The following is a 25020-nucleotide window of genomic DNA, read 5'->3' as shown; positions in this document are numbered from 1 at the left end:
TCAGCTATTACCTGCAATTCCAGCAACAGTATTAAGGAAATTTGATAGATGTCATGCTTCAACTACAGACCGATGTTGATCTCCGGTGATATCATACCGAATGGACAAATAAATTAATACTGAACATGGTTAGCTTAACACCGAATCCTAGTTATAGCGTTACAATTCGTCTGGAACTGCCTAACCGCGCCGGAATGTTGGCTAGTGTTTTTCAAGCGATCGCCACCGTCGGGGGAAATTTAGGCCAAATTGACTTAATGGAACAAACTCTGCACAAAACAATTCGAGAAATCAGTGTAGATGCCTCTAGTGAAGAGCACGCAGAACAAATTGTCCAAGCGGTAAAAGGTTTAACTGAGTTAAAAGTATTAGCGGTTTATGACCGAACATTTAATCTCCATCGCGCCGGAAAAATCAGTATTCAAAGTAAAATTCCCCTGAAATCTCAATCGGATTTAGCCATGGCTTATACTCCGGGTGTGGGTCGAATTTGTCAAGCGATCGCTGAAGATCCAGAGCAAATTTATAAGCTGACAATCAAACAAAATACCGTCGCTATTATTACTGATGGTAGTGCGGTTTTAGGCTTAGGAAATTTGGGGCCAGGTGCAGCTTTACCCGTGATGGAAGGGAAAGCCATGCTCTTTAAAGAATTTGGAGATATTGATGCGTTTCCGATTTGTTTGGATACCCAAGATACAGATAAAATCATCGAAACGGTTAAATATCTTGCCCCAGTTTTCGGAGGAATAAATTTAGAAGATATTGCCGCCCCTCGCTGTTTTGAAATTGAAGCCAAACTGCGGGAATGTTTAGATATTCCGATCTTCCATGATGATCAACATGGCACGGCAATTGTGAGTTTAGCCGCCTTAATTAATTCCTTAAAATTAGTCAAAAAATCACGGGAAGATGTCCACCTGGTTTTAAACGGGGCGGGTGCTGCGGGGGTAGCAATGGCGCGTTTATTCAAAAAAGCCGGAGTGCGTAATATTACCCTCTGTGATTCTAAGGGAATTATTAGCCATAATCGTACCGATATTAACGAACAAAAACGGGAATTTGCCGTTAACTTATCAGGAACTTTAGCGGATGCGATGAAAGATGCTGATGTGTTTATGGGAGTTAGTGCCCCTGGTGTGGTGACACCGGAAATGGTAAGATCTATGGCAAAAGATCCTATTGTTTTTGCCATGGCTAATCCGATTCCTGAAATTCAACCGGAATTAATTCTTAATGATGTCGCAGTCGTGGCAACAGGACGGAGTGATTATCCCAATCAAATTAATAATGTTTTAGCCTTCCCTGGTCTATTCCGAGGAGCCTTAGATTGTGGGGCTAAAAGTTTAACTATTTCTATGTATTTAGAAGCAGCAAATGCGATCGCTTCTTTAGTCTCTCCCACGGATTTAGATCGGGAATATGTTGTGCCTTCAGTGTTTGATAAACGGGTGGCTACGGCGGTTGCTAGTGCCGTTACCCATACCGCCCGTCAAGAAGGTTTAGCCCGCACTTAATCCATCCTTAATAATCGTAGTGAGTCCTTCAGGACTTTCTTAGAGGCGTGAACGCCTCACTACGATTATTTCTATAAAAAATTTATTTTAGAGAAACAACCATGGCTAAAATTCTTGTGATTGAGGATGAAGAATTAATTCGAGATAACATTGTAGAACTACTAGAAACAGAAAACTTTGAAGTTTTTACTGCTGAAAATGGCAAAATCGGTTTACAATTGGCAATTCAGCATCAACCAGATTTAATTTTGTGTGATGTGAGGATGCCGGAAATAGATGGTTATGGGGTGATCACTGCTTTACAAAACAATCCCATCACGGCAACTATTCCCTTCATCTTCTTAACAGCAAACGCCGATGTAGGTGACCTAAGAAAAGGAATGCAGCTTGGGGCTGATGATTATTTAACCAAACCTTGCACCCCCACAGAATTACTCAAAGCTATTGTAATTCGTTTGGAAAAACACGCCATTTTAAAAGCTAATTATAGTCAAAAATTAAAATTAGCTGAATCTAAATTTAATCAATTAATTTATCAAGATAGCACCACTAACTTACCCAACCGTTTATACCTGTTGGAATATTTTCAACAAATGCTAGATAAGTTGTCATTGCTATCTATTACCGATCAAAATTGGCAACAAAATGGGATGATCCCAATTATCTATTTACGGATAGATCGGTTTGGCAGAATTAACGATATTTTAGGATATGAAGGGGGAGATTCCCTTTTAAAAGCGGTAGCAGAGCGGTTAAGAAAAAATTTACCTTCCGAGTATATTATTACCCATATTAATGGCAATCAATTTGCAATTTTATCCCCACCAATTCTGGATCAACAAGAGATTAATACCGTAATTAAAAAGTTGCAACAGCAGATATCTGATCCCTTTATCTTAACAAATCGGGAAGTTTTGATTACCTTTAGTGCTGGAATTTCCCTTTATCCCCAAGATGGTCGGGATATTATTCAACACCTGCTGCGGGAAGCCAAACAAGCCATGAATCAAGTTAAACAACAAGGAGGAAATGATTATAGTTTTTATATTCCCGCCTCAGAACATCAACTTTCGGAAAGGATTGATTTAGAAGTTGCCTTGCGGTATGCTTTAGAAAGAGAAGAATTTGAACTTTACTATCAACCGCAAGTCAGTTTGAAAACGGGAAATATTATTGGTGCGGAGGCCTTACTTCGCTGGAAACACCCCCAAAAGGGCATGATTTCCCCAATAAAATTTATTCCTATTGCGGAAGAAATAGGTTTAATTGAACCCATTGGCGAATGGGTTTTATCTCAAGCCTGTCAACACAGTAAAGCCTGGCGATCTCAAGGTTTAGGAAATTTGCGCGTGGCGGTAAATTTATCCGGTCGGCAATTCCAAACACCTAATTTGTGCCAAAAGTTAATGGAGATTTTACTCAGTACGGACTGTGAACCGGATTATTTAGAATTAGAATTAACCGAAAGTTCATTAATTCGAGATCCTGAATTATCCATCCAACAGTTACAGGCCTTAAAAGCCTTGGGAGTAACCATAGCCATTGATGATTTTGGGACGGGATATTCTTCCCTCAACTATCTGCAAAAATTCCCCTTTGATGTGCTAAAAATAGATCAATCTTTTGTTCGCAATCTCCATACTAATAAAATCAATGTAGCCATTACAGAATCTTTAATTTACATGGCTCATCTTTTAAATTTAAAGGTGATTGCTGAAGGGATAGAAACTCAAGAAGAATTAAATATCTTGCAGGGCTTTCAATGTGATGAAATTCAGGGGTATCTATTTAGTCGTCCGCTCAATTTAGAGGATTTTCAAACCTTAGTTAAAAGTGGAAGTCAATTAAAGATTTATTAACCCGATCCATAAGAATCCTGAATTAACATTATTGAGGAAATCGAAATGACCAAAATTTTAGTAATTGAAAATGAAGAATTCATTCGAGAGAGCATTTTAGAACTGTTAGAAATCGAAGAATTTGAAACCATGTCCGCCGAAAATGGAAAAATCGGTTTACAAGTTGCTCCAGAATTTAATCCCGATTTAATTTTATGTGATGTGGTCATGCCCGAAATGAATGGTCATGGGGTATTAGAAGCATTACGAAAAGCACCAGAAACTAAGATGATTCCGTTTATTTTTCTAACGTCTAAAGCCGATAAATTAGACATAAGAAAGGGCATGGAATTGGGGGCGGATGATTATTTAATTAAACCCTTTACTCCCAAGGAATTGCTGAAAGCGATCGCCACTCAACTAGAAAAAAAAGCCTCAGTTCAACAATTTTCCCAGGAAAAATTAGATGAACTTCGCAACAATATTACCCATTCCCTGCCCCATGAATTAAGAACGCCTTTGAATGGAATTTTGGCATCAACGGAATTTTTACTGGATGAATTAGATTCTATGGAAACTAATGAAATCCGTGAAATTGTCGAGCAAATTTCCCTATCTGGTAAACGTTTATATCGGTTGACAATGAATTTTCTGCTCTATGCTGAATTAGAACTAATTGCCACCGATCCCAAAAAGATTGCCAGCTTAAGTAAGGATAAAACCCTATCCTCGCAAAGAGTAATTACGGCAAAAGTAATGGATCAAGTTCAAGAAGAAAAACGGGAGGCAGATTTATTTCTCAATCTACAAGATGTGGCGATCGCCATGGCAGAAATGAGACTAGAAAAACTGGTTGAAGAATTAGTTAATAATGCCATGAAATTTTCCGCCATCGGACAACCGATTGAAATTAACGGATTTGTTAAAAATCATCAATTTGTTTTATCAGTTAAAAACTTTGGACGAGGAATGACCCCTCAACAAATAGCTCAAATTGGGCCCCATGTTCAGTTTGAACGCAAATTGTATGAACAACAAGGTCCGGGGTTAGGATTAGCCATTGTCCAAAAAATGATCGAACTTTATCAAGGTCAACTGATCATAGAAAGTCCCAGCGATCAGCAAACTATTGTAACCGTTTATTTACCTTTGTTTGCTTGACGGTTGACTATGGCTTTTTTGTTGGAATAACAACTATAATATCCGGTGATTTATGACAAAAAATAATTGTAAAAAAGAGAAACAATACCTGCTTGACCAACAGGAACAAATAATTGAACAACGGGTACAACAACGCCTGCGGGAACTCCAAACTCCCCCCGCATCTAACCCGCAACCAAGTATAGAAGCCGAATTAGCACAAGCCCATCAACAGTTAACATTTCACGTCGAAAATTCGCCTTTAGCTGTGATTGAGTGGGATCAGCAGTTTCGGGTCAAACGGTGGTCGCCCCAAGCCGAAAAAATCTTTGGCTGGAAGGCAGAAGAACTGATGGCTCGCCATTGGAATCAGTGGGAATTTGTACATCCAGAGGATTTAGAACAGGTAAATGCGATCTCGTCGCGGTTGCTCAATGGTGAGGACAACCGGAATATCTGTTGCAATCGGAACTACACGAAACTGGGCAACTTAGTATATTGTGAGTGGTATAATTCTGTTTTAAAAGATGCAAGCGGACAAGTTATTTCTCTTTTGTCCTTGATTCAGGATGTTACTATCCGTGAAACAGCCCAACAGGAACTCAAGCGTCGCGCCCGACAACAACAGGTGATTGCCGAATTAGGTCAATATGCCCTCTCACAAACCAACTTAGAGCACCTGGCAAAAAAGGTTGTAACCTTGGTGGGACAAACATTAGGGATCAAATATGTTCAAATTTGGGAATTACTCCCCAACCAAGGCACATTTTTGTTAACGACGGGATTAGGTTTGCGTCCTCGTTCGGTGGGGCGAGTGACCCTGAGCAATACCCCCCAGTCCCAACCGGGCTATACATTATTAGTGAAACAACCCGTTATCGTTGAGAATTTGCAGGTCGAAACCCGCTTTAGCGGTTCGGAATTTTTTTCTAATCATCATATTGTTAGTGGGGTAACAGTTTTAATTTCTGGAAAAGAAAAGCCCGTTGGGGTGTTAGGAATTCATTCTCAGGAGCAACGAACCTTTAGCCCCGATGAAATTAATTTTTTACAAGCGGTTGCTAATATTATTGCCTCTGGTGTAGAGCGCCAACAAGCCGAAGTGGAGTTAAAAATCGTAAACCAAGATTTAGAAGTTCGAGTGGCTGACCGGACAACAGAACTAATTTTCATGAATGAAAAACTCCAGCGCCAAGTTGTCGAGTTAAAGAAAATAGAGTCTCAATTAGAAAATAAAGCTAATCAACAAGCGATTATCGCCGAATTAGGTCAAAAAGCCCTATCAGAAACCAATTTAGTTTCCCTCATTAATGAAGTTGTGATTCAGATTGCTAACAATTTAAACGTTGAATATTGCAAAGTTTTAGAATATAGTTTAGAGGACTGTTTTCTAACCTTAGCAATTTGGGATGAACCCCTTAATAATTATATTCTTCTGAGTCATGAACCCCTATTTTCACTATCCTTAAGCATAAATCAACTCCCCGGTAATCAAGATGATTTAATATCTAACTTATTCTCTTGTAGCTGCAAATATAGCCAGGATTTAGAGCCAAAAGAGCTTAATTATGGCAAGTTTAATTTTGTTAATCAAGGAATTTGTATTCCGATTCGGGGACAAAATTACCAGCAGTTAGGACAGATAGAAATTTATGGTAAAAAAAATCAACTGTTTCGCGAAGACGAGGTAAATTATTTGCAAAGTGTGGCAAATATTTTAGCAACGGCAATTGAAAGAAAACAAACGGAAGTAACCCTACGGTTTAGTGAAGAACGATTTAAAATTACGCTAAAAAATTCGCCTATTGTTGTGTTTAATCAAGATTTAGAGTTACGCTACACCTGGATTTATAATCCGACGGGAGCATATGAATCAGAAGCCGTTATTGGTCAATTGGATTTTGATATTTTTCCCCGGGAAAATGCGATTCAACTCACCGAACTGAAACAACAGGTTTTGAACACAAAAGCGGGTTTACGAAAAGAGGTGACTACTAATATAGGGGCGGATATTCAATGCTATGATTTAACCATTGATCCTTTGTGGGATTTAGAAGGAAATATTATCGGAATTACGGGCGCGGCATTAGATATTACCGATCGCAAAAAAGCGGAATTAGAGTTACAAGAAAGTCAACGGTTTATTCAACGAATTACTGACGCTATTCCTAATATTTTATATATTTATGATTTAATTGAAAGTCGCAATATTTATGTGAATCAAGAAATTATTAACATTTTAGGATACACGCCAGAACAAACTTTAGAAAAAGGTTCAAATTTTCTCTCTGAATTGATTCATCCAGACGATTATATCAGTTTAGGAAAACATTATCAGAAAATTACCAAAGCCAAGGACGATGAAATTTTAGAGTTTGAATACCGCATCAAAGATACTCAGGGAAATTGGCATTGGTTGGTCAGTCGAGATACAATTTTTGCTCGGAATTCTGAGGGTAAACCTAAACAAATTTTAGGAGCCGCAACGGATATTACAGAACGGAAAAAGGTAGAAGAACAATTGCGGCTGAGTGAACGAGCGATCGCCTATAGTAGTAATGGTATTGTGATTGCTGATGCTCGAAAACCGGATAACCCCATTGTTTTTGTCAACCCGGCTTTTGAAAAAGTCACTGGATATTCTGCCGCAGAAGCCCTGGGGAAAAATAGCCGTTTTCTTCAAGGTAAGGATCGTAATCAGCCCGAGTTAAAACAAATTAGAACAAGATTAAAACAGAAACAAAATTGCAATGTTGTATTAAGAAATTACCGGAAAGATGGATCTTTATTTTGGAATGAACTAAATATTTCTCCCATTTATGATCAGGAGGGAAATCTCACCCATTATGTAGGAATTCAGAATGATATTACTGAAAATAAATTAGCCCAGGAACGTTTAGGTCAACAAGTGATTCGAGAACGATTAATTGCCACCATTACCCAACGAATTCGAGAATCCTTGGATCTAAAATCTATTTTATCAACAATGGTAACGGAAGTTAAACAATTTTTGAAAGCCGATCGGGTATTAGTGTATCGGATTTACAATGATTATACAGGTTGTGTTATTTCTGAGGCCGTTAGTCCTCAGTGGTCTTCCCTTTTAGAAAAAACTTTTTCTGAAGAAATTTTTCCCTCCCAATGTCATAGCCATTATATTCAAGGCAAAATTGCCTCAATTGCTAATATTAACAAGGGTAATATTTTACCCTGTTTAGTTGAATTTTTAACTCAATTTAAAGTCCAAGCTAAACTAGCGGTTCCTATTATTGAAAATGAGACCTTATGGGGTTTATTAGTTGTCCATCAATGCAGTCAAACTCGACAATGGGAAGCCTGGGAAATTTCCCTACTAGAACAAATTACCAGTCAACTCGCCATTGCGATTCAACAATCTGAACTTTATGAACAATTACAAACAGAATTAAAAGAAAGATCTCTAGCTCAACAATCTTTATTAGTCAGTCAAGAACGATTAAAATATTTGCTATTTTCTAGCCCCGGAATTATTTATAGTGCGAAACCATGGGAAGACTATCAAACCACATTTATTAGTGATAATATCAAGACTCTTTTGGGATATGAGGTTTCCGACTTTACTCAACCTGGATTTTGGTTGAGTCATATTCATCCACAGGATATCGGGAAAATTACAAATCAATTATCTCCATTATCTCCGTTGTTTGAGCAAGGATATTCTAGTTATGAATATCGTTTTCAACACCAGGATGGTAGCTATCGTTGGATGTATGATCAAGCCAAATTAATCCTCGATGCCCAAGGAAATCCTTTAGAAATAGTTGGATATAGGATTGATATTAGCGAGCGCAAAAGAATTGAAGAACAATTATGGGCCACTACATCTCGATTAAGCACATTGATTGAGAATTTACAGTTAGGGGTTTTAGTTAAGGATGAATTTCAGAAAATTGTATTAATTAATCAAACTTTTTGCGATTTATTTAAGATCAAAGAATCCTCCGATAAACTGATCGGTATGGATGGCAAAACATTTTCCTTTGAATATCAAAATCTATTTAGCGATCCCGCACAATTTATTATTAGAAATAAAGAAGTCATGGGCAGAAAGCGAGTGATCACGAATGAAGAAATCTCTTTAGTTGATGGACGGACTTTTGAACGAGATTATGTTCCGATTATGATTCAAGGAGTCTCTCAAGGTCATTTATGGATGTATCGAGATATTACTGAACGCAAAAAAGCAGAAGATACCCTGGTGACATCCTTACGAGAAAAAGAAGTTTTACTCAAAGAAATTCACCACCGGGTCAAAAATAACTTGCTGGTGGTTTCTAATCTTTTAGAATTTCAATCGGATATGTTCACCGAACCTGAATTAATTAAGGTTTTGGACGATAGCCGAAATCGGATCTATTCCATGGCTTTAATCCATGAAAAACTCTATCGTTCAACTAATTTAGAAAAAATTAATTTTGCAGATTATTTAGAAGATTTAATTGATAATTTATTTGACTCTTATAATATCCAAGCTGGTCAAATTGAGTTTAAACTCGATATTGAACCCGTTGGTTTGAATATTGAAACCGCTCAACCCTGCGGTTTAATTGTGAATGAATTAGTATCTAATACCTTAAAACACGCCTTTCCCAATGGTCGCTCAGGAATTGTTTATCTGGGACTACACCAAAACCAGGAAGATAAAATTATTCTAACTGTTCGAGATAATGGCATCGGTTTTCCCGCCGGAGTAGACTTTAGAAATGTTGAATCCTTGGGAATGGAATTAGTTTGCACTCTCACCGAGCAAATTGAAGGAACTATTACCCTAAACCAAGAAAACGGAACTTTATTTACCCTTAGTTTTTCCGAACTTCAATATCGACATCGGCTTTAATCGGAAGTAATTTTCGGTAGCCTGTATAGCTTCTCCCACGCACTAACAGATTATCCGTATACAGCCAAACTGGATCAAATAAAAAAATGTTAATATAGTTAATAGGGAAAGGAGGGAAAAAAATGGCAGCCATTAAAATTTTAATCGTCGAAGATGAATTGATCATTGCCAAAGGATTGGCGAGGAAATTAGAAAAACTAGAATATGTGGTGGTGGGGATTGCGTCCTCTAGTGTATCGGCATTAGAAAAAGTGACAGAAACCCAACCGGATTTAATTTTGATGGATATTGTAATTAAGGGGGATTTAGATGGAATTGAAACGGCAAAAATTATTCAAGAAAAGTTTAATATTCCGGTTATTTATGTAACAGCTTATGCTGATGATGAAACCTTAGAACGGGCTGAAAAAACGGAATCCTATGGATATATTCTGAAACCGTTTAAGGATCGAGAAGTTCATGCGGCGATTAAAATTGCCTTGAAAAAGCATCAAGCCACCTTACAAATGCAGCAGTCTTTGGAAGAAGCCCAATCGATTAATGATGAAAAATCGCGGTTTTTATCTATTGCTTCCCATGATTTAAAAACCCCATTAACAGCGATTCAAATGTCCGCCGGAATGTTGAAAGATTATAGTGAAAAATGGCCGGAGGATAAAAAGCAAAAACATTTCAATAGAATTCAAACCTCGGTGGAGAATATGAACAATCTTTTAGAGGATTTGTTAATATTAAGTCAGGCTGAATCTGGAAAACTAATCTTTAATCCTGAACCCATAGAAATTGTTAAATTTTGTCAAGTCATCATCGAAGAAATTAAACCTATTGCTAATATTAAAAATCCCCTGGTATTGATAACTTCTCAAGAAGTTATTCCTGGCAATTTAGATAAACATTTATTACGTCATATTTTATTAAATTTGTTATCTAATGCGATCAAATATTCTCCTGATGGGGGTACAGTCAGCCTGACAATTCACCAAGAGGGTCAATTTGTCCGGTGTGAAGTTGCCGATCAAGGAATTGGTTTACCGATAGATTATCAAAATAAACTATTTCAACAATTTGAACGGGCTAGTAACGTAGGAAATATTAAAGGGACAGGGTTAGGATTATCAATTGTTAAACAAGCTGTTGATTTACATCAAGGTAAAATTACAGTTAAAAGTGAACCGGGAGAAGGAACAATATTTACGGTAATTTTGCCTTTGTAGACCCTAATTTTTTTATCGTAGTGAGTCCTTTAGGACTCTCTAAGAGCCTTGAAAGGCTCACTACGGTTAACGGCGGCGTAGGACTTCTAAAAGCGTTTTTAGAGTATCTGGAATCGGGGCGATCGCTTCAATTATTTCTCCTGAAATTGGATGATTTAAGGTTAATTTCCAAGCATGAAGCGCCTGTCCAGGTAAATTCACACCAATCGCTTTTCCTCGACTATATTCAGGATCACCCACAATCGGATTTCCCATAGAAGCAGTATGCACCCGAATTTGATGGGTGCGCCCGGTTTCTAAAGTAAATAACATTAACGTATAGTTGCCAATTCGTTCTTGCATTTGCCAATGGGTAATCGCTTCCCGTCCACTATTTTCTATGGGAACAATTGCCATTTTTTTGCGATCAATCGGATGACGACCAATAGGTTGATTAATAGTTCCTGAATTGGTTTTAGGAACCCCATAAACCACTCCCAAATATTGACGACGGGCAGTTTTAGACTTAATTTGAGCTTGTAAACTTTGCAGAGCAAAATCCGTTTTTGCCACCACGATCGCCCCAGTGGTATCCTTATCTAAACGATGCACAATTCCTGGTCTTTGTACCCCGCCAATTCCTGATAATTGATCACAATGGGCTAATAAACGATTAACTAGGGTATCATTCTGATGTCCTGGTGAGGGATGAACTACTAACCCCGCAGGTTTATTTAGAATTAAAAGACAATCATCTTCATATAAAATATCCAGGGGAATATCTACTGCTTCCAGGTCTAAAGGTTCGGGGGGTGGAAGAATAATTTCTAAGCGATCGCCACCTTGCACAGATACTTTTTTAGTCGTACAAACCTGTTGATTAATTTTTACCCATCCCTGGGTAATTAAAGTTTGAATCCGCGATCGAGACAGATCAGGAACCTGTTGAGATAACCACACATCTAACCGTCGATGCTGTTTATCCTGGGGTAAATTTTCCGGGTCTACGGTTAACTCAATCAGAGCGGAATCATTCATTATTTTGTTCAGGTTGTTGTTCCAGGGTAATTCCCAAGTTGTCTAAGGTTATACCCAGGCTTTTGTCTAAATTTGTTAAAGCATTCAGATACTCTATTTTAGCATTTAACTCGTCATTTTTTTTTCTATCTAAGTCAGATTGCAACCTGACAAGATCTAAAAGTGTCGCCCCTGGTAAACTCAACTTAATTTTCTCCACTTGGTTAGAAAGTTCCAGTTTAGCTAACGCCGTCGCCTGTCGAGATAATTCAACTTGCTTAAAGTTTAATTCAATATCTTGTAAATTTTTATTTACCTCAGTATTAACGTTTTGTATCGTCTCTCTTAAATCGTTTTCTGCTTTTAAAACATTAACTCTACTTTGTTGAAAATCACGCTCTATGCTGCGATCACCTAGAGTTTTACTAAAAGTCAATCCGGCACTTAATTCCGTTGTATTGTCGATAATATTGGGTGCAGGTTGATGTCTAACGGTGGTTTCAAAATCAATATTCCAACGGCGATTATTTTCAGCACTAATTAATTGTGTTTTTGCGTTTTCTAAATTCAATTTTGCTTTTAAATAAATCGGTTGATGCTCAAGAATAGATTTTCTGATCCGATCAATATCTAAGGTTAGGGGCTGAATTTCTAAATTTTCCGAGGCTATAATATTAACATCTTCATCAATATCTAATAAGTCTAACAAATCCAGTTGTTGTTTCTTTAAATTATTTCGAGAACTTAATAAAGCTATTTCTTGAGCAGCAACTTGGGATTGTACCGTAATTAAATCGGCTCTGGGTTTACGTCCAGCATCAATAAAAACTTGAGTACTTTCTACTTCTTTTTGAGCATTTATTAAAGATTGTGAAGTAATTTTAACTTGTTCTTGAGCTTGTAATACACTGCGATATGATATAATAATTTGAGTGATTTTATCAATTAAAATAGATTTCAAATCTAGTAAATTAATAGTTTCTGTAATTCGTGCAATTTCAATATCAGCACGATTAACCCTTTGGCCGGCTCCCCTTAATAAAGGTTGTTTAAAAGTTAATTCTAAATTTTGCCTTAAAACATCTCGATCCGAACCTCCTGAACCTTGATAATTTTGTTGTTGTCGCTGTCCAACCCAACCCATATTCAACTCTCCTCCCGTGGGAATTTTAATCACTACTCCTGCTGATAACACTAAACCATTAGTTATTGTTGTTAAATTTCCTTGAGTAATATCACTCCAATTAATTGATAAATTCGGGGTAAAATTAGGATTAAATTTATCTTCAGCAACGATTAAATCCTGACGTTGGACAATGCGTTCTAAATATTGATTTTTAATCGTCCGATTATTTTCTAAACCCAAAATAATCACATCATTTAAGGTTAATTCAACGCCATCGGTTTCAGCCATAACCGGAGCCGGGGGAGACGGTTGAACCTCTGGAGGTTGTTGAGTAATCCTCTGATATTGGGGACGATTAGCGGTTAAATTCAGAGAAGTCATACTATTTTCAATCATTTCCCTGGGATTTGGTTCCTCTGACTCAATTTTAAACGAATAATTACCTATATTAAAAGGTTCAGGATCGGGAGTTAAATATATATTTTTCTCCAAATTATTCAATTCAATAACAGAATTATTGTTGGGGTTGGTATTTTCTAAAATCCCAAAAATATCGTTAGATTTGATAGGATTTGGAGCGATTAAATTTCCCGTGATAAAATCAATCGGAGCTGGGGGAGGAACTGGATTAAAATTAGCTGGAGGTGGAACCGTAGGAATTAGAGGAGAGAATAATTGTAACTTTGTAGAGGATGGATTATTAATCGGTTGAGAAGGAAGGGCTATAAAAATTATCCCGCTTATACCGGAGATTAAAGTTAGAATGATTCCCAAAGGTAAAAAATTGAAAGATTCAGATTCAGTAGAATTTTCCGAATTAACTGATGATTCCAAATCTAAATTATGCTGTTCTTCCATAACCATTAATCCTTGATTTTGTGTTCAATTCTTTATTTTTCCCTATTCTCCTTTTAAGGCTTTTACTGGGTCAAGTTGACTGGCGCGTAAAGCCGGGAAAAATCCGGCTCCTACTCCTACTAATATAGCTGAACTTAGAGCTAGTATAGCCGTTCTATTTTCAAACTCGTATGGTAACTCAAATTGTTGCGCCACAACAACCGTTGCACCATGAACGGTGACAATGGCAATACTTCCCCCAACAAAACTTAAAATCGCTGCTTCTAAAATAAATTGCAACAGAATATCTAATTGGGTCGCACCCACCGCCCGCCTGAGTCCGATTTCTGGAGTTCTTTCTATGACCGAAGCAATAGTAATATTAGCAATCCCAACTCCGCCAACAATTAAAGCGATCGCACCTACAACTAATAACGCTTTAGACACAGAATCCAAGGTTTTTTGTTGTTCTAAAATGTCATCAATAGTATTCGCCACATAAAATTCATCCCCAGGAAATCGTTGTTCTAATATTTTTTTAGCTTGCTTACTTAAAGTCTCTAAATCTTCAATTTTATCGGGACGTAATTGTAAAAATCTAATGTTTTGGTCTCCTGTGATTGCACTATAAATCGCCATTGGAATATAAACATAACCTGTTGGTTTCTCTTCCTCACTATAATATCTACTAGCAACAATCCCAATCACAGTATAAGGTCTAAAGTTTACATAAATATTTTTTCCTAAAGGATTTATTTTTTCAAAGAGTTTATCGGCTAAAAATTGATCAATAATAATCACAGGTTTATAGTTTTTAAAATCATTGGCATCAAAAGGTCGTCCAGCAACTAATCTCTGTCCTGATGTGTTGAAAAAATTGATTGTTATCGCTCTTGCATAGGGATTAGCTGGCTGATCTTGAAAAATAACCTCTGGGCTTCCTATCCCATTCGTGCCACTAATTGATCGTAACCCTTTTAACTGTTTTTTTAAGATTTTTATATCTTCTAAACTCAGTTGTGGTGGAGTTTTTGTTATGGGGTTTCCCCATGACAAAATGCGGATTTGTGGTGCATCTCGTTCAGCTAATTGTTGCTCAATGATCGCCGTGCTAATATTACCCACTTGCAAGGTTGCACTCACCGCAGCCACCCCCATAAATACCCCAATTCCTGATAAAAAAGAACGGACTGGATTACCTAATAACGAACTACAACTTAATTTAATTAAACTTAGAATAGAAAGACTCATAATGCTGTATTTTTAATGTTTTCTAATCTCCTCTTAACGCTTTTACCGGGTCAAGTTGACTGGCGCGTAAAGCGGGGAAAAATCCGGCTCCCACCCCAACTAATATCGCTGAACTCAGAGCTAATGCAGCCGTTTTATTGTTAAATTGATAGGGTAACTTAAATTGTTTAGCTACCAAAATTGTCGCACCATGAACGGTAATAATCGCAATATTTCCCCCAATAAAACTTAAAATAGCTGCTTCTAAAATAAACTGTAACATAATATCTAATTGGGTCGCACCCACCGCCCTCCTCAGTCCGATTTCTGGGGTACGTTCTATGACTGAGGCGATGGTAATATTGGCAATCCCAACTCCGCCTACAATTAAAGAAATTGCACCGACTACTAATAAAGCTTTAGAAACAGAATCTAGGGTTTTTTGCCGTTCTAAAATGTCCTCAGATGTCTTCCAAGGCTCAATTTCATACCCAGGAAACCGTTTTTCTAATATTTTTTTAGCCTGTTCACTCATAGAATCTAAATTTTCAATTTTAGAGGGACGCAAGAGCAAACTGTTGATTTCTTTTTGTCCTGTAACTGCACTATGAATAGCCATCGGAACATAAACAAACCCTTTTGGTTCTTGCCCGCTCCATAGAGGTTTAGTTACAACAATCCCAACCACCACATAAGGTCTAAAATCAATATAAATAGTTTTTCCTAAAGGATTTGATTTTTCAAAGAGTTTATCTGCTAAAAATTGATCAATAATAACTACAGGTTGATAGTTTTCAAAATCACTGGGATTAAAAGCTCGTCCAGCCATTAATTTACGTCCTGATGTGTTTAAAAAATTGATTGTTGTGGCTATAGTCTCAGGATTAGCTTGCTGATTTTGAAAAATAACCTCTGTGGGATACATCGAACTTATTCCGCTAATAGATTGTAACCCTTTTAACTGTTTTTGTAGGATTATGATATCTTCTAAACTCAGTTCTGCCAACTGTTTTGTAATCGGGTTCCAGGGTGAATATATGCCAACTTGTGGCGCATCTTGTTCAGCCAATTGTTGTTTAATAACCGCCGTGCTAATATTTTTAACTTGCAAGGTTGCACTCACCGCCGCGACTCCCATAAATACCCCAATTCCTGATAGAAAAGAGCGAACGGGATTACCGACTAGGGAACTGCAACTTAACCGAATTAAACTTAGAATAGAAAGACCCATAATCTTGTTTATTAAACCTCATAATTTTGGTGATTATAAAGGATGTAAGAGAGTCCTGAAGGACTCACTACGATTGTGATTATAAAGGATGTAAGAAAGCCCTGAAGGGCTCACTACGATGGCAAGATTATTCATGCAATTTATTGTAAACTTCCTGAATATCTTGCCACATTAACCATTTCGGTGATCCCTGTTCCTTAGAGGGATTTCTTAATAAATAAGCTGGGTGAAAAATTGGCATACATAATCGCCCTTCCCACTCCATCCATTGCCCTCTAATTTTACTAATTCCCCGTTTATCTCCTAACAACGATTTAACCGCAGTTGCTCCGGTTAATAAAATAATTTTAGGATTAACTAAACGAATTTGTTCTAATAAATAGGGTTTACAGGCTTCGATTTCTTGCGGGGTAGGGGTGCGATTATTCGGCGGACGACAGCGAATGGCATTAGAAATATAAACCTCTTTTTCTGTACTTAAACCCACGGATTCTAAAATTTTTTCTAATAGTTGTCCCGACCGACCGACAAAGGGTAAACCCTGTTCATCTTCATTTTGCCCCGGTGCTTCTCCGATAATCATAATTGGCGCTTGAATATTGCCTCGACCGATGACCGCGTGGGTACGATTTTGCCCTAATTCACAACGATAACAATGATTACAATGGTTGGCAATTTCTTCTAATGTGTGATAGGTTCCTAAAGGAATCGCAATTTTAGCATCGGTCGGAATTAAATCCCGATTCAAATTTATTAACGGAGCAGCAGGTTCAGTATTTTTAAAATCAAATAAACTCAATTGTTCGTGATCAGACATAATCAAAGGGAGTAGGGTTTAGGGTATTGATGATTAACCGATACCCAATTTACAACTATTTTCCATCCAGTGGGAATTTATCAAGTTGCAACTCTCAACAGCAACAGTCATCATAGAGATGATGGGATGGCAGGGGCAAGCAAATCATGTTATTCACACCAATATTTAAAGATCGGACTCAAGCGGGTGAGCAACTAGCAAAAGAAATTTTGTTACAGATGAGTTTAGAACACCCAAATCGGGATACAAAAATAGTGGTTTATGCCTTACCCCGTGGAGGTGTACCCGTGGCTGTGCCTATTGCTCAAGGGTTGCAGGCTCCTTTGAGTGTAATTGTGGCCAAAAAAATCACCTTCCCCGATAACCCAGAATTGGCCTTGGGTGCAGTCACCTCCGATGGTCATGTATTATGGTCGAAACGCAAACCCCTCGATCTGGAGCTTCAACAAAGGATATTAGAACAGGCTCAGACCAAAGCCCAGCAGGGTTGGGAACGGCTTTCTCCGGCTTGTCCAGATGTTAACCCCCATGGAGCTTTAGCCCTGATTGTTGATGATGGTATTGCCACTGGAATGACGATGGCTGTGGCGGCAAAGGCATTGAAAGCTCATCACCCCATGGCAATTTGGATTTGTGTTCCCGTGGCCCCGCTAGAATTAATTCCCTCTATGCAGCAATGGGGCGATCGGGTTATTGTCTTAGAAACCCCCGATCCCTTTTTTAATGTTGGTCGGTTTTATCAACAATTTGAACAGGTAGATACAGAAACAGCTTTATCCGATTTACAACAACAAACCTGGCTACAATAAATCTACAATAAATAGTGATTCATAGTTGATAATTAATCATGATTAGACGTTGGAATTTTTGGTGGCAAACTTTAGTATTATCAACCCAATATAATCCTCCTCAATTTATTGAGTTACTGATGTTAATGTTAGGATTTTTTTTACTTTTAATTTGGATGGGGAATCAACAATGGCCCTATTTGGTACTGTCGATGAGTTATGTTGCGGGATCATCTACTTCGATATTAATTCGAGAGGCCATGATTCCTTCTCCGGGTCTACAACTCACCCAAAAACTGGCAATATTATTGTTAATTCTGAGCCTTTACACCCTCTTGGATTTAATTGGGTGAATAATTTACCTAAATTTGATATAAAATTAAACGGTTTCCCATCGGATCATAAGCATAAATTTCTCGACCATGGGCAGCCGTAATGATTTCTCCGGGGGGAGGATATCCTAGGGCTTGTAAATGGGCGATCGCTTGTTCTAAATTTGGGACTTCTAAACACAAACTCATGCCCGTTTTACCCGTCGGAGAAAATTCAGAAATATCGGTAGTTTGGGGTTTAAAAATTCCTAATTTCAAACTCGGTAACTGAAATTCTGCATAACGATGGGGAATATAATTTAACGGTTGTATTCCCAATAGTTGAGAATAAAACTCAACCAAAATCTCCATTTTTGGATCGGAGAGGGTGACAAATGCCTGATTACAGTGTAAAACCATAAAGGGAATTAAAATATTTAACCTTAATATTAAACTTAAAATTGAGAGCATAAACTAATGACAAGAATTTTTTTATCCGCAGGTCATGGAGGATTTGAAAATGGTGTAAGAGACCCAGGTACGGTTGCTGGAGGGACAACTGAAGCCCAAGAAATAATTCGGATTCGGGATTTAGTCGTTGGTGAATTGCGGTCTAGGGGTTTACAAGTGATTTCGGTTCCTGATGATTTGAGTCAAACTCAAACTATTGATTGGATTAATACCCATTCCCGCCCAGGAGATATCGCTTTAGAATTGCAAATGGGAGGCTCATCAAACCCTCTAATTCGAGGCGCTACAGCCTTTTATATTGCGGGTAATCAATCCCGAAAACAAGACGCGGAATCCCTATTATTATCCCTACTTCAACAAGTCCCTCAACTTCCCAATCGCGGGACAAAACCGGACACTGAAACTGGCTTAGGAAGTTTAATTTTTTGCCGTTGGATTAGTATTCCTTCTCTCTATCTGGAATTGGGATTTCTAACTAATCCCACCGATCGGGCTTTAATTCAAAACCGACGTGAAGATATTGCGATTGGAATTGCTAATGGACTCACCAATTGGTTAGGAAATGGTTCAACAAATCCTATTCCAAATGTTCCCCCAGGTACACCCGTTTATGGTTCAATTGGAATTAATATTAATGGCCGTCGTTATGGGGAAAATGGAATTTTAGTCAATGGAAATGCTTATATTCCCATTGATTTAGTCGATAAATTTGGCTTGAATTTATCACAAATTTCTTCTAGGATCAGAAGAATTAGATATAATAATATTGTTTATATTCGAGCCGTTGATTTCAAAAATTTTGGAATTTCTGTGGGCTGGGATAATCCCAATCGAAGTGTGGTTTTTCGTTCTAATATTCGTCCCTATAATAGTCAAATGGATCAGATTATGGGCAATGGCTTAACCACAGAAGTTCAACTAATTATGTTTATCAAAACTCAAGATTCTAATATGATTAATACTGTTCCTGAAATTGCTAAATTTTATCGAGAAGAATCGGCTATAGAAGGAGTGAATCACGATATTGCGTTCTCTCAAATGTGTTTGGAAACCAACTTTCTACAATTTGGCGGAACTCTCAAACCCGAACAAAACAATTTTGGAGGTTTAGGAAGTTTGGGAGGTGCTTCCGAAAGTGCTTCTTTCCCGACAATTCAAATAGGAGTTAGAGCCCATATTCAACATCTAAAAGCCTACGCGAGTTATGAACCTTTAGTCCAAGATATTGTTGATCCTCGCTTTGAATTTGTCACACGAGGAATTGCTCCTTTTGTCCAACAATTAAGCGGGAGATGGTCAGATGATTCCACCTACGGCGATCAAATTTTAGCTTTATTAAGAAGACTGTATGAAATTTAAGGATTATTAATTGGATAAGATAAAATAGGATTTTATGGACGTTAAAATGATGACAATGCTAAATATTTCTTTACCCGTGTTTCCCAATCTGGGATAATATATATTGATGATCAATTATTCCCATTTCGCTTGAACATAATTCGCCAAAATTATGTTGTCTTTTGTCAGTAAAATATTCCCATTTACCGCTGCATGAGCAACAATAAGACGATCAAAGGGGTCACGAGTCCAATCTAATCCCAGACTATAACCAATCACTTTATTAAAATCTTGATCACAAATCCTCAAACCAATTATATCGCCCAAATCAGCAATAATGGGATCTGGCTGTTCTGAAATTCGTCCAATTTCGTAGAGATATTTCAACTCCAAACGTACCATCGGTGAAATGTAGAGATCATGAGTATTAATCAAAGACTTCGCTAAATCACTCAATTTGTCCGTTAATCCTGCATACAGCCAAACTACAACATGAGTATCAAGGTAGATCAAGATTGACCTCCTGCTCCCAATTGAGATCGATCAGATCGTCCGGTTCTCCTAAAATAAAATGAGAACGATAGACCAAATTCTGTAACTTTTCTAACTTTTCTACTGGGACAATGCGGAGACGTTTCCCCCCCCGATCAATTTCCAGAGGTATCCCTGTTCTTAAAATCTCGTCGAGCAAATTCTCAAGATTACCTCGTAATTCCTTTGGTGTAACACTTTTCATTTTTTTCTCCTTAGCAATGTCTGCCCAATAAATGGAGATACTGAGGGTGCGTGTTTGTCCCCAGATATCCCATCCGAACTTAATATTTTTTTCACTTTCCAGCCAACAAGAATTTCCTTGAGTATAGCACTCAAAGATTATGTTATATTAGAACCTGGATTCCCCCATACTCCTGTACGGGACAGCCTATACATTGTCCTAACTACTAGGCGCGGTGCTATACTATCAACAGTTAACAGTCAACCAATTACGCCTCTTTTACAAATCTAATAATTTCTCTAACATGATTGAGGAATTGTCCATCGGTGGTTAATTGAGCGATCGCATTTTTTGCCTCTTTTTCTAAACGCTCATGTTCGGATAAATTAGTGGCTTTTAAGGTTTCTAAATCCGCCGTTAATCGGGTGAAATCTTGACGGGTTGCTTGCCATCTTTGTTCCTGTTGAGAAGCCCAAGAATCGGCATATTTAAGGTTTAATTGGCGTTGTAATTCTTTCAAGGTTAATTCTACCGTTTCAAAACGATTTCGCAATTCTACCACGTCCTCACGGGGGTAAGAAATCTGACGTCTAACCATTGATAATCGTGCCGATAAATATTGGTAAGCCCGCACCGATGGCCGTAAAATTGTTAATAATAAAGCCGCCCCCGCACCCAAATAACCGACTAAACTAATTCCCGACCAAGCTAACCCATAAAGTCCTAAAGTAGATATTAAGTGTAAACCCAAAGCTACCCCCAGGGAACGTCGGGCTAATTTGGTTACATATTCCACTTGTTTCGGTTCAACGGGAATCCCTTTTTTTTTCGATTCTTCGGCTTCGGCTAAAACTTCTTTAGCTTCAAAATGAATATTCCAAGGAACGGTTACAATTAATAATAACCACCAAAAAATTGCACAGGCAATTACCCAATCTAAAAAGGTTCCTGCCGAAATTTGTAACCATTGTAACACACTAAACAGAATTAACAAAATGATAGTTAATCCTAAACCAAAAAAACCATAATTAAACTGAACTCTCATGGTTATTAATCCTAATTAATGATAGATGAAATTTAGTAAGTGCTTTCTATTTAAAAGCCGGATTTCCCTGTTTCCTTTTAACCCCGATTATGGATAAAAATATTAAAATTGCGATCGCCCCTGTGACACTTCTTAAAGTTTCACACCCTGAAATTAGGATAAAATCAGATTTGAACCTTAATTTTTATGAAATTTATCAATGATCAACCCAACTGGAAAAGTTTATTTAATCGGGGCTGGGCTAGGGGAAATTGCCTATCTTACCCTACAAGCCCAACAGTTACTTTCCCAAGCAGAAGTAATTATTTATGATGCTTTAGTCGATGATTCTATTTTAACCTTAGTTCCGGCAAATTGTTTAAAATTAGAAGTCGGAAAACGAGGTGGAAAACCCAGCACTCTCCAGACGGAAATCAATCAATTATTGGTTAAATATTGTCAAGAAGGAAAACAAGTTATTCGTTTAAAAGGAGGCGATCCTTTTATTTTTGGACGGACAACATCGGAAATTCAAGCCTTAATTGAATCGGAATGCAAATTTCAAGTTATCCCCGGACTTTCTTCGGCTTTGGCGGCTCCAACCCTCGCCCATATTCCCCTAACAGATCCGGTAATGAGTCGTTGTTTTGCCGTCCTAACTGCCCATGATTTAGAAGCCCTAGATTGGCAAATTGTTTCCCAGATAGAAACCCTAGTTATTTTAATGGGAGGACGAAATTTAGCCGAAATTGTCCATCAACTTTTACGCCATGAACGACTTCCTCAAACCTCAATTGCTATTATTCAATCGGGCGGTTGTCCCCAACAAAAAGTTTGGGTTGGCAGATTAAATGATATTGTAGAAATAACAGCCAATCAATCCCTATCTCCCTGTGTGATTGTGGTGGGTGAAGTTGTTCGTTTACGCGATTTTATCAACCCTGATCAATACCCTTGGCAACAGAATCAACTACCAAAAAATACTATTTTAAATCAACATATTATGAACCAACTACTATTAGGTAAAACTATATTAGTTACTCGCTCCGTAGAACAATCAAGCATCCAAAGTGACTTATTAAAAGCTCAAGGAGCAATTGTTATTGAAATGCCCGCTTTAGTGATTACACCTCCATCTAGTTGGGAAAGTTTAGATCAGGCTATTGTACAATTAGGAAGTTCGTCAGAAAATCCCTTTGATTGGTTAATTTTGACTTCTTCTAATGCAGTTGAATACTTTTTTAATCGCTTAATTACCCTAGGAAAAGATACCCGCAGTTTAGGTCAAACTAAAATCGCCGTAGTCGGTAAAAAAACTGCCGCTAGTTTGCAAGAACGTTATTTAAAACCTGATTTTATTCCGCCGGATTTTATTGCGGATTCCCTGGTCGAACATTTTCCAGAATCCTTAGCAGGAAAAAGAATTTTATTTCCCAGAGTTGAAACCGGGGGACGGGAAATTTTAGTGCAGGAATTGACAGCAAAAGGAGCAATTGTTGTGGAAGTTGCAGCTTATGAATCCGGTTGTCCTGATAGTATTTCTCCTGAAGTTTTAGAGGCTTTACAGACCCAAAAAATTGATATAATTACTTTTGCTAGTTCTAAAACCGTCAAAAATTTCTGTCAACTGATTCAAACCCTACCGGAACAATCTTTACCCCCCAATTATTTAGACACAATTTGGATTGCTTCGATTGGCCCCCAAACTTCTAAAAGCTGTCAAAGTTTATTAGGACGGGTAGACATCGAAGCCCAAGAATATACCCTAGAAGGATTAACCCAAGCGATTATAGAAATATCCGGTAAGCGTAAAACTCAGTGTCTTTAGACCTGAGATATCAGCGAATCGTGCGGTTTTAACCGCATAAAGTTTCTTTATTTAAGAAATGACTCAACCTTTGGCTTTTTTGTACCTAATTTTTAGCGAATGAAACAGCCCTAATCTTAGTAAAAAAAGAGGGCTTATATGGATCTAAAGTAACCAAGTGCTACTCGAAAAATCCTCATTAGAAGCGGGTTGAGAGGTGGAAGAATAGGGACGACGGGATAATGGATAGGCCTTGGGTTTTTCGAGTGCTTTCGGGGGTAAAGGTTGAAGTTTTGGTTCCAAGGCTGTTTTCAAGGATTCATTTTCTTGTTTTAGGGTTTTCAATTCTGCAATTAATTTAGAATTTACCTCAGATAATTGTAAGGCTGTATCTTGAGCTTTTTGTAATTTCCCTTTTAAATCGGCTTCTTGAATTTCAGTTTTCATTCGATCAATAAATAGATTTTTGTCGTTTAATTCCGCTTGTAATTGTAAGACTTTTTCTTGAAGCGATCGCTCCTGATTTTCAGATGTTGTGGGTAAGGCGGTTGATTCAGTCATAACCACACTTTCATCAGGTACAATTTCCACTTCAGCCATTGAACTTTTTTCTGTTTCTTGGCGTACCATATCGGAAAGACGTTTCCTCACCATCATTCTTCCCCTTGAATGAGTATTGATTTCCCAATCATAACCCTAATCTGCCCTTGAGAGACAATAAAAAAAGGAATCAGGAGAGACTTTAACTTTCCTCGATTCCCCAAAATCTCAATAATATCTAAACTAGATTAAGGTTCCACAATCACCGGAGTTCCGACATCAACCTGTTCAAATAGGGCGACAACATCCTCATTACGCATCCTTACACAGCCATGGGAAGCCGCCTGTCCGATGGAGTTTACCGTTGGGGTGCCATGGAATCCAATCGCATCTTTTCCATCTGTCCAGAAGCCAATCCAACGCAATCCCAAGGCTGTATTTGGCCCCGGAGAACGGATTTCTCCCGTCCAGGGATCTTGCCAAACCGGGTTTTCAATCTTTTGCATGACTTTAAAACTCCCGGTTGGGGTTTCCCATCCCTCTTTCCCCACCGCCACTGGATAACTGGCAATTACCTGTTCTCCCTGATACAAATAAACCCGGCGTTGACCTAACCGTAAAATTACACGCTTAGGCTGTTCTAAGGAGGGCAAAAACAAGCCCGGGTTATCCAAGGGTGGAACTATGGGGTTGAGGGACTGACTGGGAATAATCGGGATAGGGGTAGAGGAAGCCGCACTGAGGTTTTCCGGGGCGGGGGCGGTTTCGGCGGTACCGGGTTGCTGTCCCCCTAAAAATAACGCGGCTATTGCGATACCAGCGCCGATTAAATATTGAGATAAACCTTGAGCGCTGACTTTGATGGTCATATTTGACTCCTCACTTAGAAATAATATTTAGTATTTACAAAATACGACTGGGCAAAAATCAAACTGTTCCTTAATTGCAAAGTATCATAGCAGGGCAGCAGCGATTTACTGCCCCGGTTTTCTATTTACTTTTTCTTTTGCAATTCCTTTAGGACAGCTTGGGATTTTTGCACTCCTTCAGTATTTCCTTGTTGTTGATAAAGTTCCAGAGCTTTTTGGAAAAATGTGATCGCCTGTGTCTCCCGACTCCCCCGACCTTTAAGGGCCATTCCCATACCAAAATGGGCGGAAGCATCATCGGGATTATTTTCAATCACCCGACGATAACTAATAAT

Annotated in this window: 20 protein-coding genes and 1 pseudogene; 9 read left to right on the top strand and 12 right to left on the bottom strand. The window is 38.1% G+C overall.

Annotation, left to right across the window (positions count from 1 at the left end; all coding sequences use genetic code 11):
* Window positions 1-125 precede the first annotated feature (125 nt).
* The 5 genes from AC559H_RS02400 to AC559H_RS02380 all read left to right on the top strand — a co-directional run bounded on the left by AC559H_RS02400 (window position 126) and on the right by AC559H_RS02380 (window position 10585).
* Window positions 126-1517, top strand: coding sequence for a malic enzyme-like NAD(P)-binding protein (locus AC559H_RS02400; RefSeq protein WP_026793566.1), 1392 nt, complete (start codon window positions 126-128; stop codon window positions 1515-1517).
* A 101-nt stretch (window positions 1518-1618) separates the two neighbouring features.
* A complete protein-coding gene (locus AC559H_RS02395) occupies window positions 1619-3376 on the top strand; it encodes an EAL domain-containing response regulator (protein ID WP_026793567.1) in 1758 nt (585 codons plus the stop codon).
* Window positions 3377-3421: 45 nt separating this feature from the next.
* A complete protein-coding gene (locus AC559H_RS02390; protein WP_026793568.1) occupies window positions 3422-4516 on the top strand; it encodes a hybrid sensor histidine kinase/response regulator in 1095 nt (364 codons plus the stop codon).
* 52 nt (window positions 4517-4568) lie between these two features.
* Window positions 4569-9371 carry a PAS domain S-box protein gene (locus AC559H_RS02385; RefSeq protein WP_026793569.1) on the top strand — a complete coding sequence of 1601 codons (4803 nt, stop codon included), beginning with the start codon at window positions 4569-4571 and terminating at the stop codon, window positions 9369-9371.
* 122 nt (window positions 9372-9493) lie between these two features.
* Window positions 9494-10585 carry a hybrid sensor histidine kinase/response regulator gene (locus AC559H_RS02380; protein WP_026793570.1) on the top strand — a complete coding sequence of 364 codons (1092 nt, stop codon included), beginning with the start codon at window positions 9494-9496 and terminating at the stop codon, window positions 10583-10585.
* A 66-nt stretch (window positions 10586-10651) separates the two neighbouring features.
* Here the strand turns inward: AC559H_RS02380 and AC559H_RS02375 are convergent, their stop codons facing one another.
* The 5 genes from AC559H_RS02375 to AC559H_RS02355 all read right to left on the bottom strand — a co-directional run bounded on the left by AC559H_RS02375 (window position 10652) and on the right by AC559H_RS02355 (window position 16822).
* On the bottom strand, window positions 10652-11602 hold the full coding sequence (locus AC559H_RS02375; protein WP_036832233.1) for an RluA family pseudouridine synthase: 951 nt from the start codon (window positions 11600-11602) through the stop codon (window positions 10652-10654).
* On the bottom strand, window positions 11595-13565 hold the full coding sequence (locus AC559H_RS02370; protein WP_051319579.1) for a TolC family protein: 1971 nt from the start codon (window positions 13563-13565) through the stop codon (window positions 11595-11597). Before AC559H_RS02370 ends, AC559H_RS02375 begins: the two co-directional genes overlap by 8 nt.
* A gap of 42 nt (window positions 13566-13607) precedes the next feature.
* Window positions 13608-14795, bottom strand: a complete 1188-nt coding sequence (locus AC559H_RS02365) for an ABC transporter permease (RefSeq protein ID WP_026793572.1) — start codon at window positions 14793-14795, stop codon at window positions 13608-13610.
* 22 nt (window positions 14796-14817) lie between these two features.
* Entirely contained in the window at window positions 14818-16005 is a 1188-nt protein-coding gene (locus AC559H_RS02360; protein WP_026793573.1) for an ABC transporter permease, read from the bottom strand.
* A gap of 127 nt (window positions 16006-16132) precedes the next feature.
* On the bottom strand, window positions 16133-16822 hold the full coding sequence (locus AC559H_RS02355) for a uracil-DNA glycosylase (protein ID WP_026787305.1): 690 nt from the start codon (window positions 16820-16822) through the stop codon (window positions 16133-16135).
* Window positions 16823-16968: 146 nt separating this feature from the next.
* Here AC559H_RS02355 and AC559H_RS02350 point away from each other — a divergent pair, with 146 nt between their 5' ends.
* Window positions 16969-17631: a phosphoribosyltransferase gene (locus AC559H_RS02350; RefSeq protein ID WP_026787304.1), complete on the top strand. Its 663-nt coding sequence runs from the start codon at window positions 16969-16971 to the stop codon at window positions 17629-17631.
* 38 nt (window positions 17632-17669) lie between these two features.
* Complete coding sequence (locus AC559H_RS02345) at window positions 17670-17963, top strand: hypothetical protein (protein WP_414092988.1); 294 nt, start codon at window positions 17670-17672, stop codon at window positions 17961-17963.
* A gap of 9 nt (window positions 17964-17972) precedes the next feature.
* Here AC559H_RS02345 and AC559H_RS02340 read toward each other — a convergent pair whose 3' ends face one another.
* Window positions 17973-18341, bottom strand: coding sequence for a VOC family protein (locus AC559H_RS02340; RefSeq protein WP_026793574.1), 369 nt, complete (start codon window positions 18339-18341; stop codon window positions 17973-17975).
* 57 nt (window positions 18342-18398) lie between these two features.
* Here AC559H_RS02340 and tftA point away from each other — a divergent pair, with 57 nt between their 5' ends.
* Window positions 18399-19751, top strand: a complete 1353-nt coding sequence (gene tftA, locus AC559H_RS02335) for a hormogonium tapered terminus morphoprotein TftA (protein ID WP_026793575.1) — start codon at window positions 18399-18401, stop codon at window positions 19749-19751.
* A gap of 114 nt (window positions 19752-19865) precedes the next feature.
* On the opposite strand, the gene AC559H_RS02330 is transcribed toward tftA, so the two are convergent.
* From AC559H_RS02330 to AC559H_RS02320, 3 genes are all read right to left on the bottom strand, one after another.
* Complete coding sequence (locus AC559H_RS02330; RefSeq protein ID WP_026793576.1) at window positions 19866-20243, bottom strand: type II toxin-antitoxin system VapC family toxin; 378 nt, start codon at window positions 20241-20243, stop codon at window positions 19866-19868.
* A complete protein-coding gene (locus tag AC559H_RS02325; protein WP_026793577.1) occupies window positions 20230-20466 on the bottom strand; it encodes a type II toxin-antitoxin system Phd/YefM family antitoxin in 237 nt (78 codons plus the stop codon). The genes AC559H_RS02330 and AC559H_RS02325 overlap by 14 nt, the downstream gene beginning before the upstream one ends.
* Before the next feature lie 247 nt (window positions 20467-20713).
* Window positions 20714-21490, bottom strand: a complete 777-nt coding sequence (locus tag AC559H_RS02320; RefSeq protein WP_026793578.1) for a hypothetical protein — start codon at window positions 21488-21490, stop codon at window positions 20714-20716.
* 199 nt (window positions 21491-21689) lie between these two features.
* On the opposite strand from AC559H_RS02320, the gene cobA reads away from it, so the two are divergent.
* On the top strand, window positions 21690-23297 hold the full coding sequence (gene cobA / locus AC559H_RS02315) for a uroporphyrinogen-III C-methyltransferase (protein WP_026793579.1): 1608 nt from the start codon (window positions 21690-21692) through the stop codon (window positions 23295-23297).
* Window positions 23298-23441: 144 nt separating this feature from the next.
* Here the strand turns inward: cobA and AC559H_RS02310 are convergent, their stop codons facing one another.
* From AC559H_RS02310 to AC559H_RS02300, 3 genes and pseudogenes are all read right to left on the bottom strand, one after another.
* On the bottom strand, window positions 23442-23906 hold the full coding sequence (locus AC559H_RS02310) for a hypothetical protein (RefSeq protein WP_026793580.1): 465 nt from the start codon (window positions 23904-23906) through the stop codon (window positions 23442-23444).
* Window positions 23907-24064: 158 nt separating this feature from the next.
* On the bottom strand, window positions 24065-24685 hold the full coding sequence (locus AC559H_RS02305; RefSeq protein WP_026793581.1) for a L,D-transpeptidase: 621 nt from the start codon (window positions 24683-24685) through the stop codon (window positions 24065-24067).
* Between the two features lie 125 nt (window positions 24686-24810).
* Window positions 24811-25020 (bottom strand): annotated as a pseudogene (locus AC559H_RS02300) (tetratricopeptide repeat protein); the annotation flags it as partial.

This window comes from Planktothrix prolifica NIVA-CYA 540 (genome assembly GCF_963864145.1).
GTDB lineage: Bacteria > Cyanobacteriota > Cyanobacteriia > Cyanobacteriales > Microcoleaceae > Planktothrix > Planktothrix agardhii.
This window is presented reverse-complemented; position numbering and strand designations above follow the sequence as displayed.

Excerpts from the sequence above, each read along its gene's own strand:
- AC559H_RS02375 (WP_036832233.1), bottom strand. The coding sequence starts at position 11,602 with ATGAATGATTCCGCTCTGATTGAGTTAACCGTAGACCCGGAAAATTTA.
- AC559H_RS02355 (WP_026787305.1), bottom strand. The coding sequence starts at position 16,822 with ATGTCTGATCACGAACAATTGAGTTTATTTGATTTTAAAAATACTGAA.
- AC559H_RS02385 (WP_026793569.1), top strand. The coding sequence starts at position 4,569 with ATGACAAAAAATAATTGTAAAAAAGAGAAACAATACCTGCTTGACCAA.
- AC559H_RS02310 (WP_026793580.1), bottom strand. The coding sequence starts at position 23,906 with ATGGTACGCCAAGAAACAGAAAAAAGTTCAATGGCTGAAGTGGAAATT.
- AC559H_RS02380 (WP_026793570.1), top strand. The coding sequence starts at position 9,494 with ATGGCAGCCATTAAAATTTTAATCGTCGAAGATGAATTGATCATTGCC.
- AC559H_RS02320 (WP_026793578.1), bottom strand. The coding sequence starts at position 21,490 with ATGAGAGTTCAGTTTAATTATGGTTTTTTTGGTTTAGGATTAACTATC.
- AC559H_RS02365 (WP_026793572.1), bottom strand. The coding sequence starts at position 14,795 with ATGAGTCTTTCTATTCTAAGTTTAATTAAATTAAGTTGTAGTTCGTTA.
- AC559H_RS02340 (WP_026793574.1), bottom strand. The coding sequence starts at position 18,341 with ATGGTTTTACACTGTAATCAGGCATTTGTCACCCTCTCCGATCCAAAA.
- AC559H_RS02345 (WP_414092988.1), top strand. The coding sequence starts at position 17,670 with ATGATTAGACGTTGGAATTTTTGGTGGCAAACTTTAGTATTATCAACC.
- AC559H_RS02370 (WP_051319579.1), bottom strand. The coding sequence starts at position 13,565 with ATGGAAGAACAGCATAATTTAGATTTGGAATCATCAGTTAATTCGGAA.
- AC559H_RS02360 (WP_026793573.1), bottom strand. The coding sequence starts at position 16,005 with ATGGGTCTTTCTATTCTAAGTTTAATTCGGTTAAGTTGCAGTTCCCTA.
- AC559H_RS02325 (WP_026793577.1), bottom strand. The coding sequence starts at position 20,466 with ATGAAAAGTGTTACACCAAAGGAATTACGAGGTAATCTTGAGAATTTG.
- cobA (WP_026793579.1), top strand. The coding sequence starts at position 21,690 with ATGATCAACCCAACTGGAAAAGTTTATTTAATCGGGGCTGGGCTAGGG.
- AC559H_RS02305 (WP_026793581.1), bottom strand. The coding sequence starts at position 24,685 with ATGACCATCAAAGTCAGCGCTCAAGGTTTATCTCAATATTTAATCGGC.
- tftA (WP_026793575.1), top strand. The coding sequence starts at position 18,399 with ATGACAAGAATTTTTTTATCCGCAGGTCATGGAGGATTTGAAAATGGT.
- AC559H_RS02395 (WP_026793567.1), top strand. The coding sequence starts at position 1,619 with ATGGCTAAAATTCTTGTGATTGAGGATGAAGAATTAATTCGAGATAAC.
- AC559H_RS02350 (WP_026787304.1), top strand. The coding sequence starts at position 16,969 with ATGTTATTCACACCAATATTTAAAGATCGGACTCAAGCGGGTGAGCAA.
- AC559H_RS02390 (WP_026793568.1), top strand. The coding sequence starts at position 3,422 with ATGACCAAAATTTTAGTAATTGAAAATGAAGAATTCATTCGAGAGAGC.
- AC559H_RS02400 (WP_026793566.1), top strand. The coding sequence starts at position 126 with ATGGTTAGCTTAACACCGAATCCTAGTTATAGCGTTACAATTCGTCTG.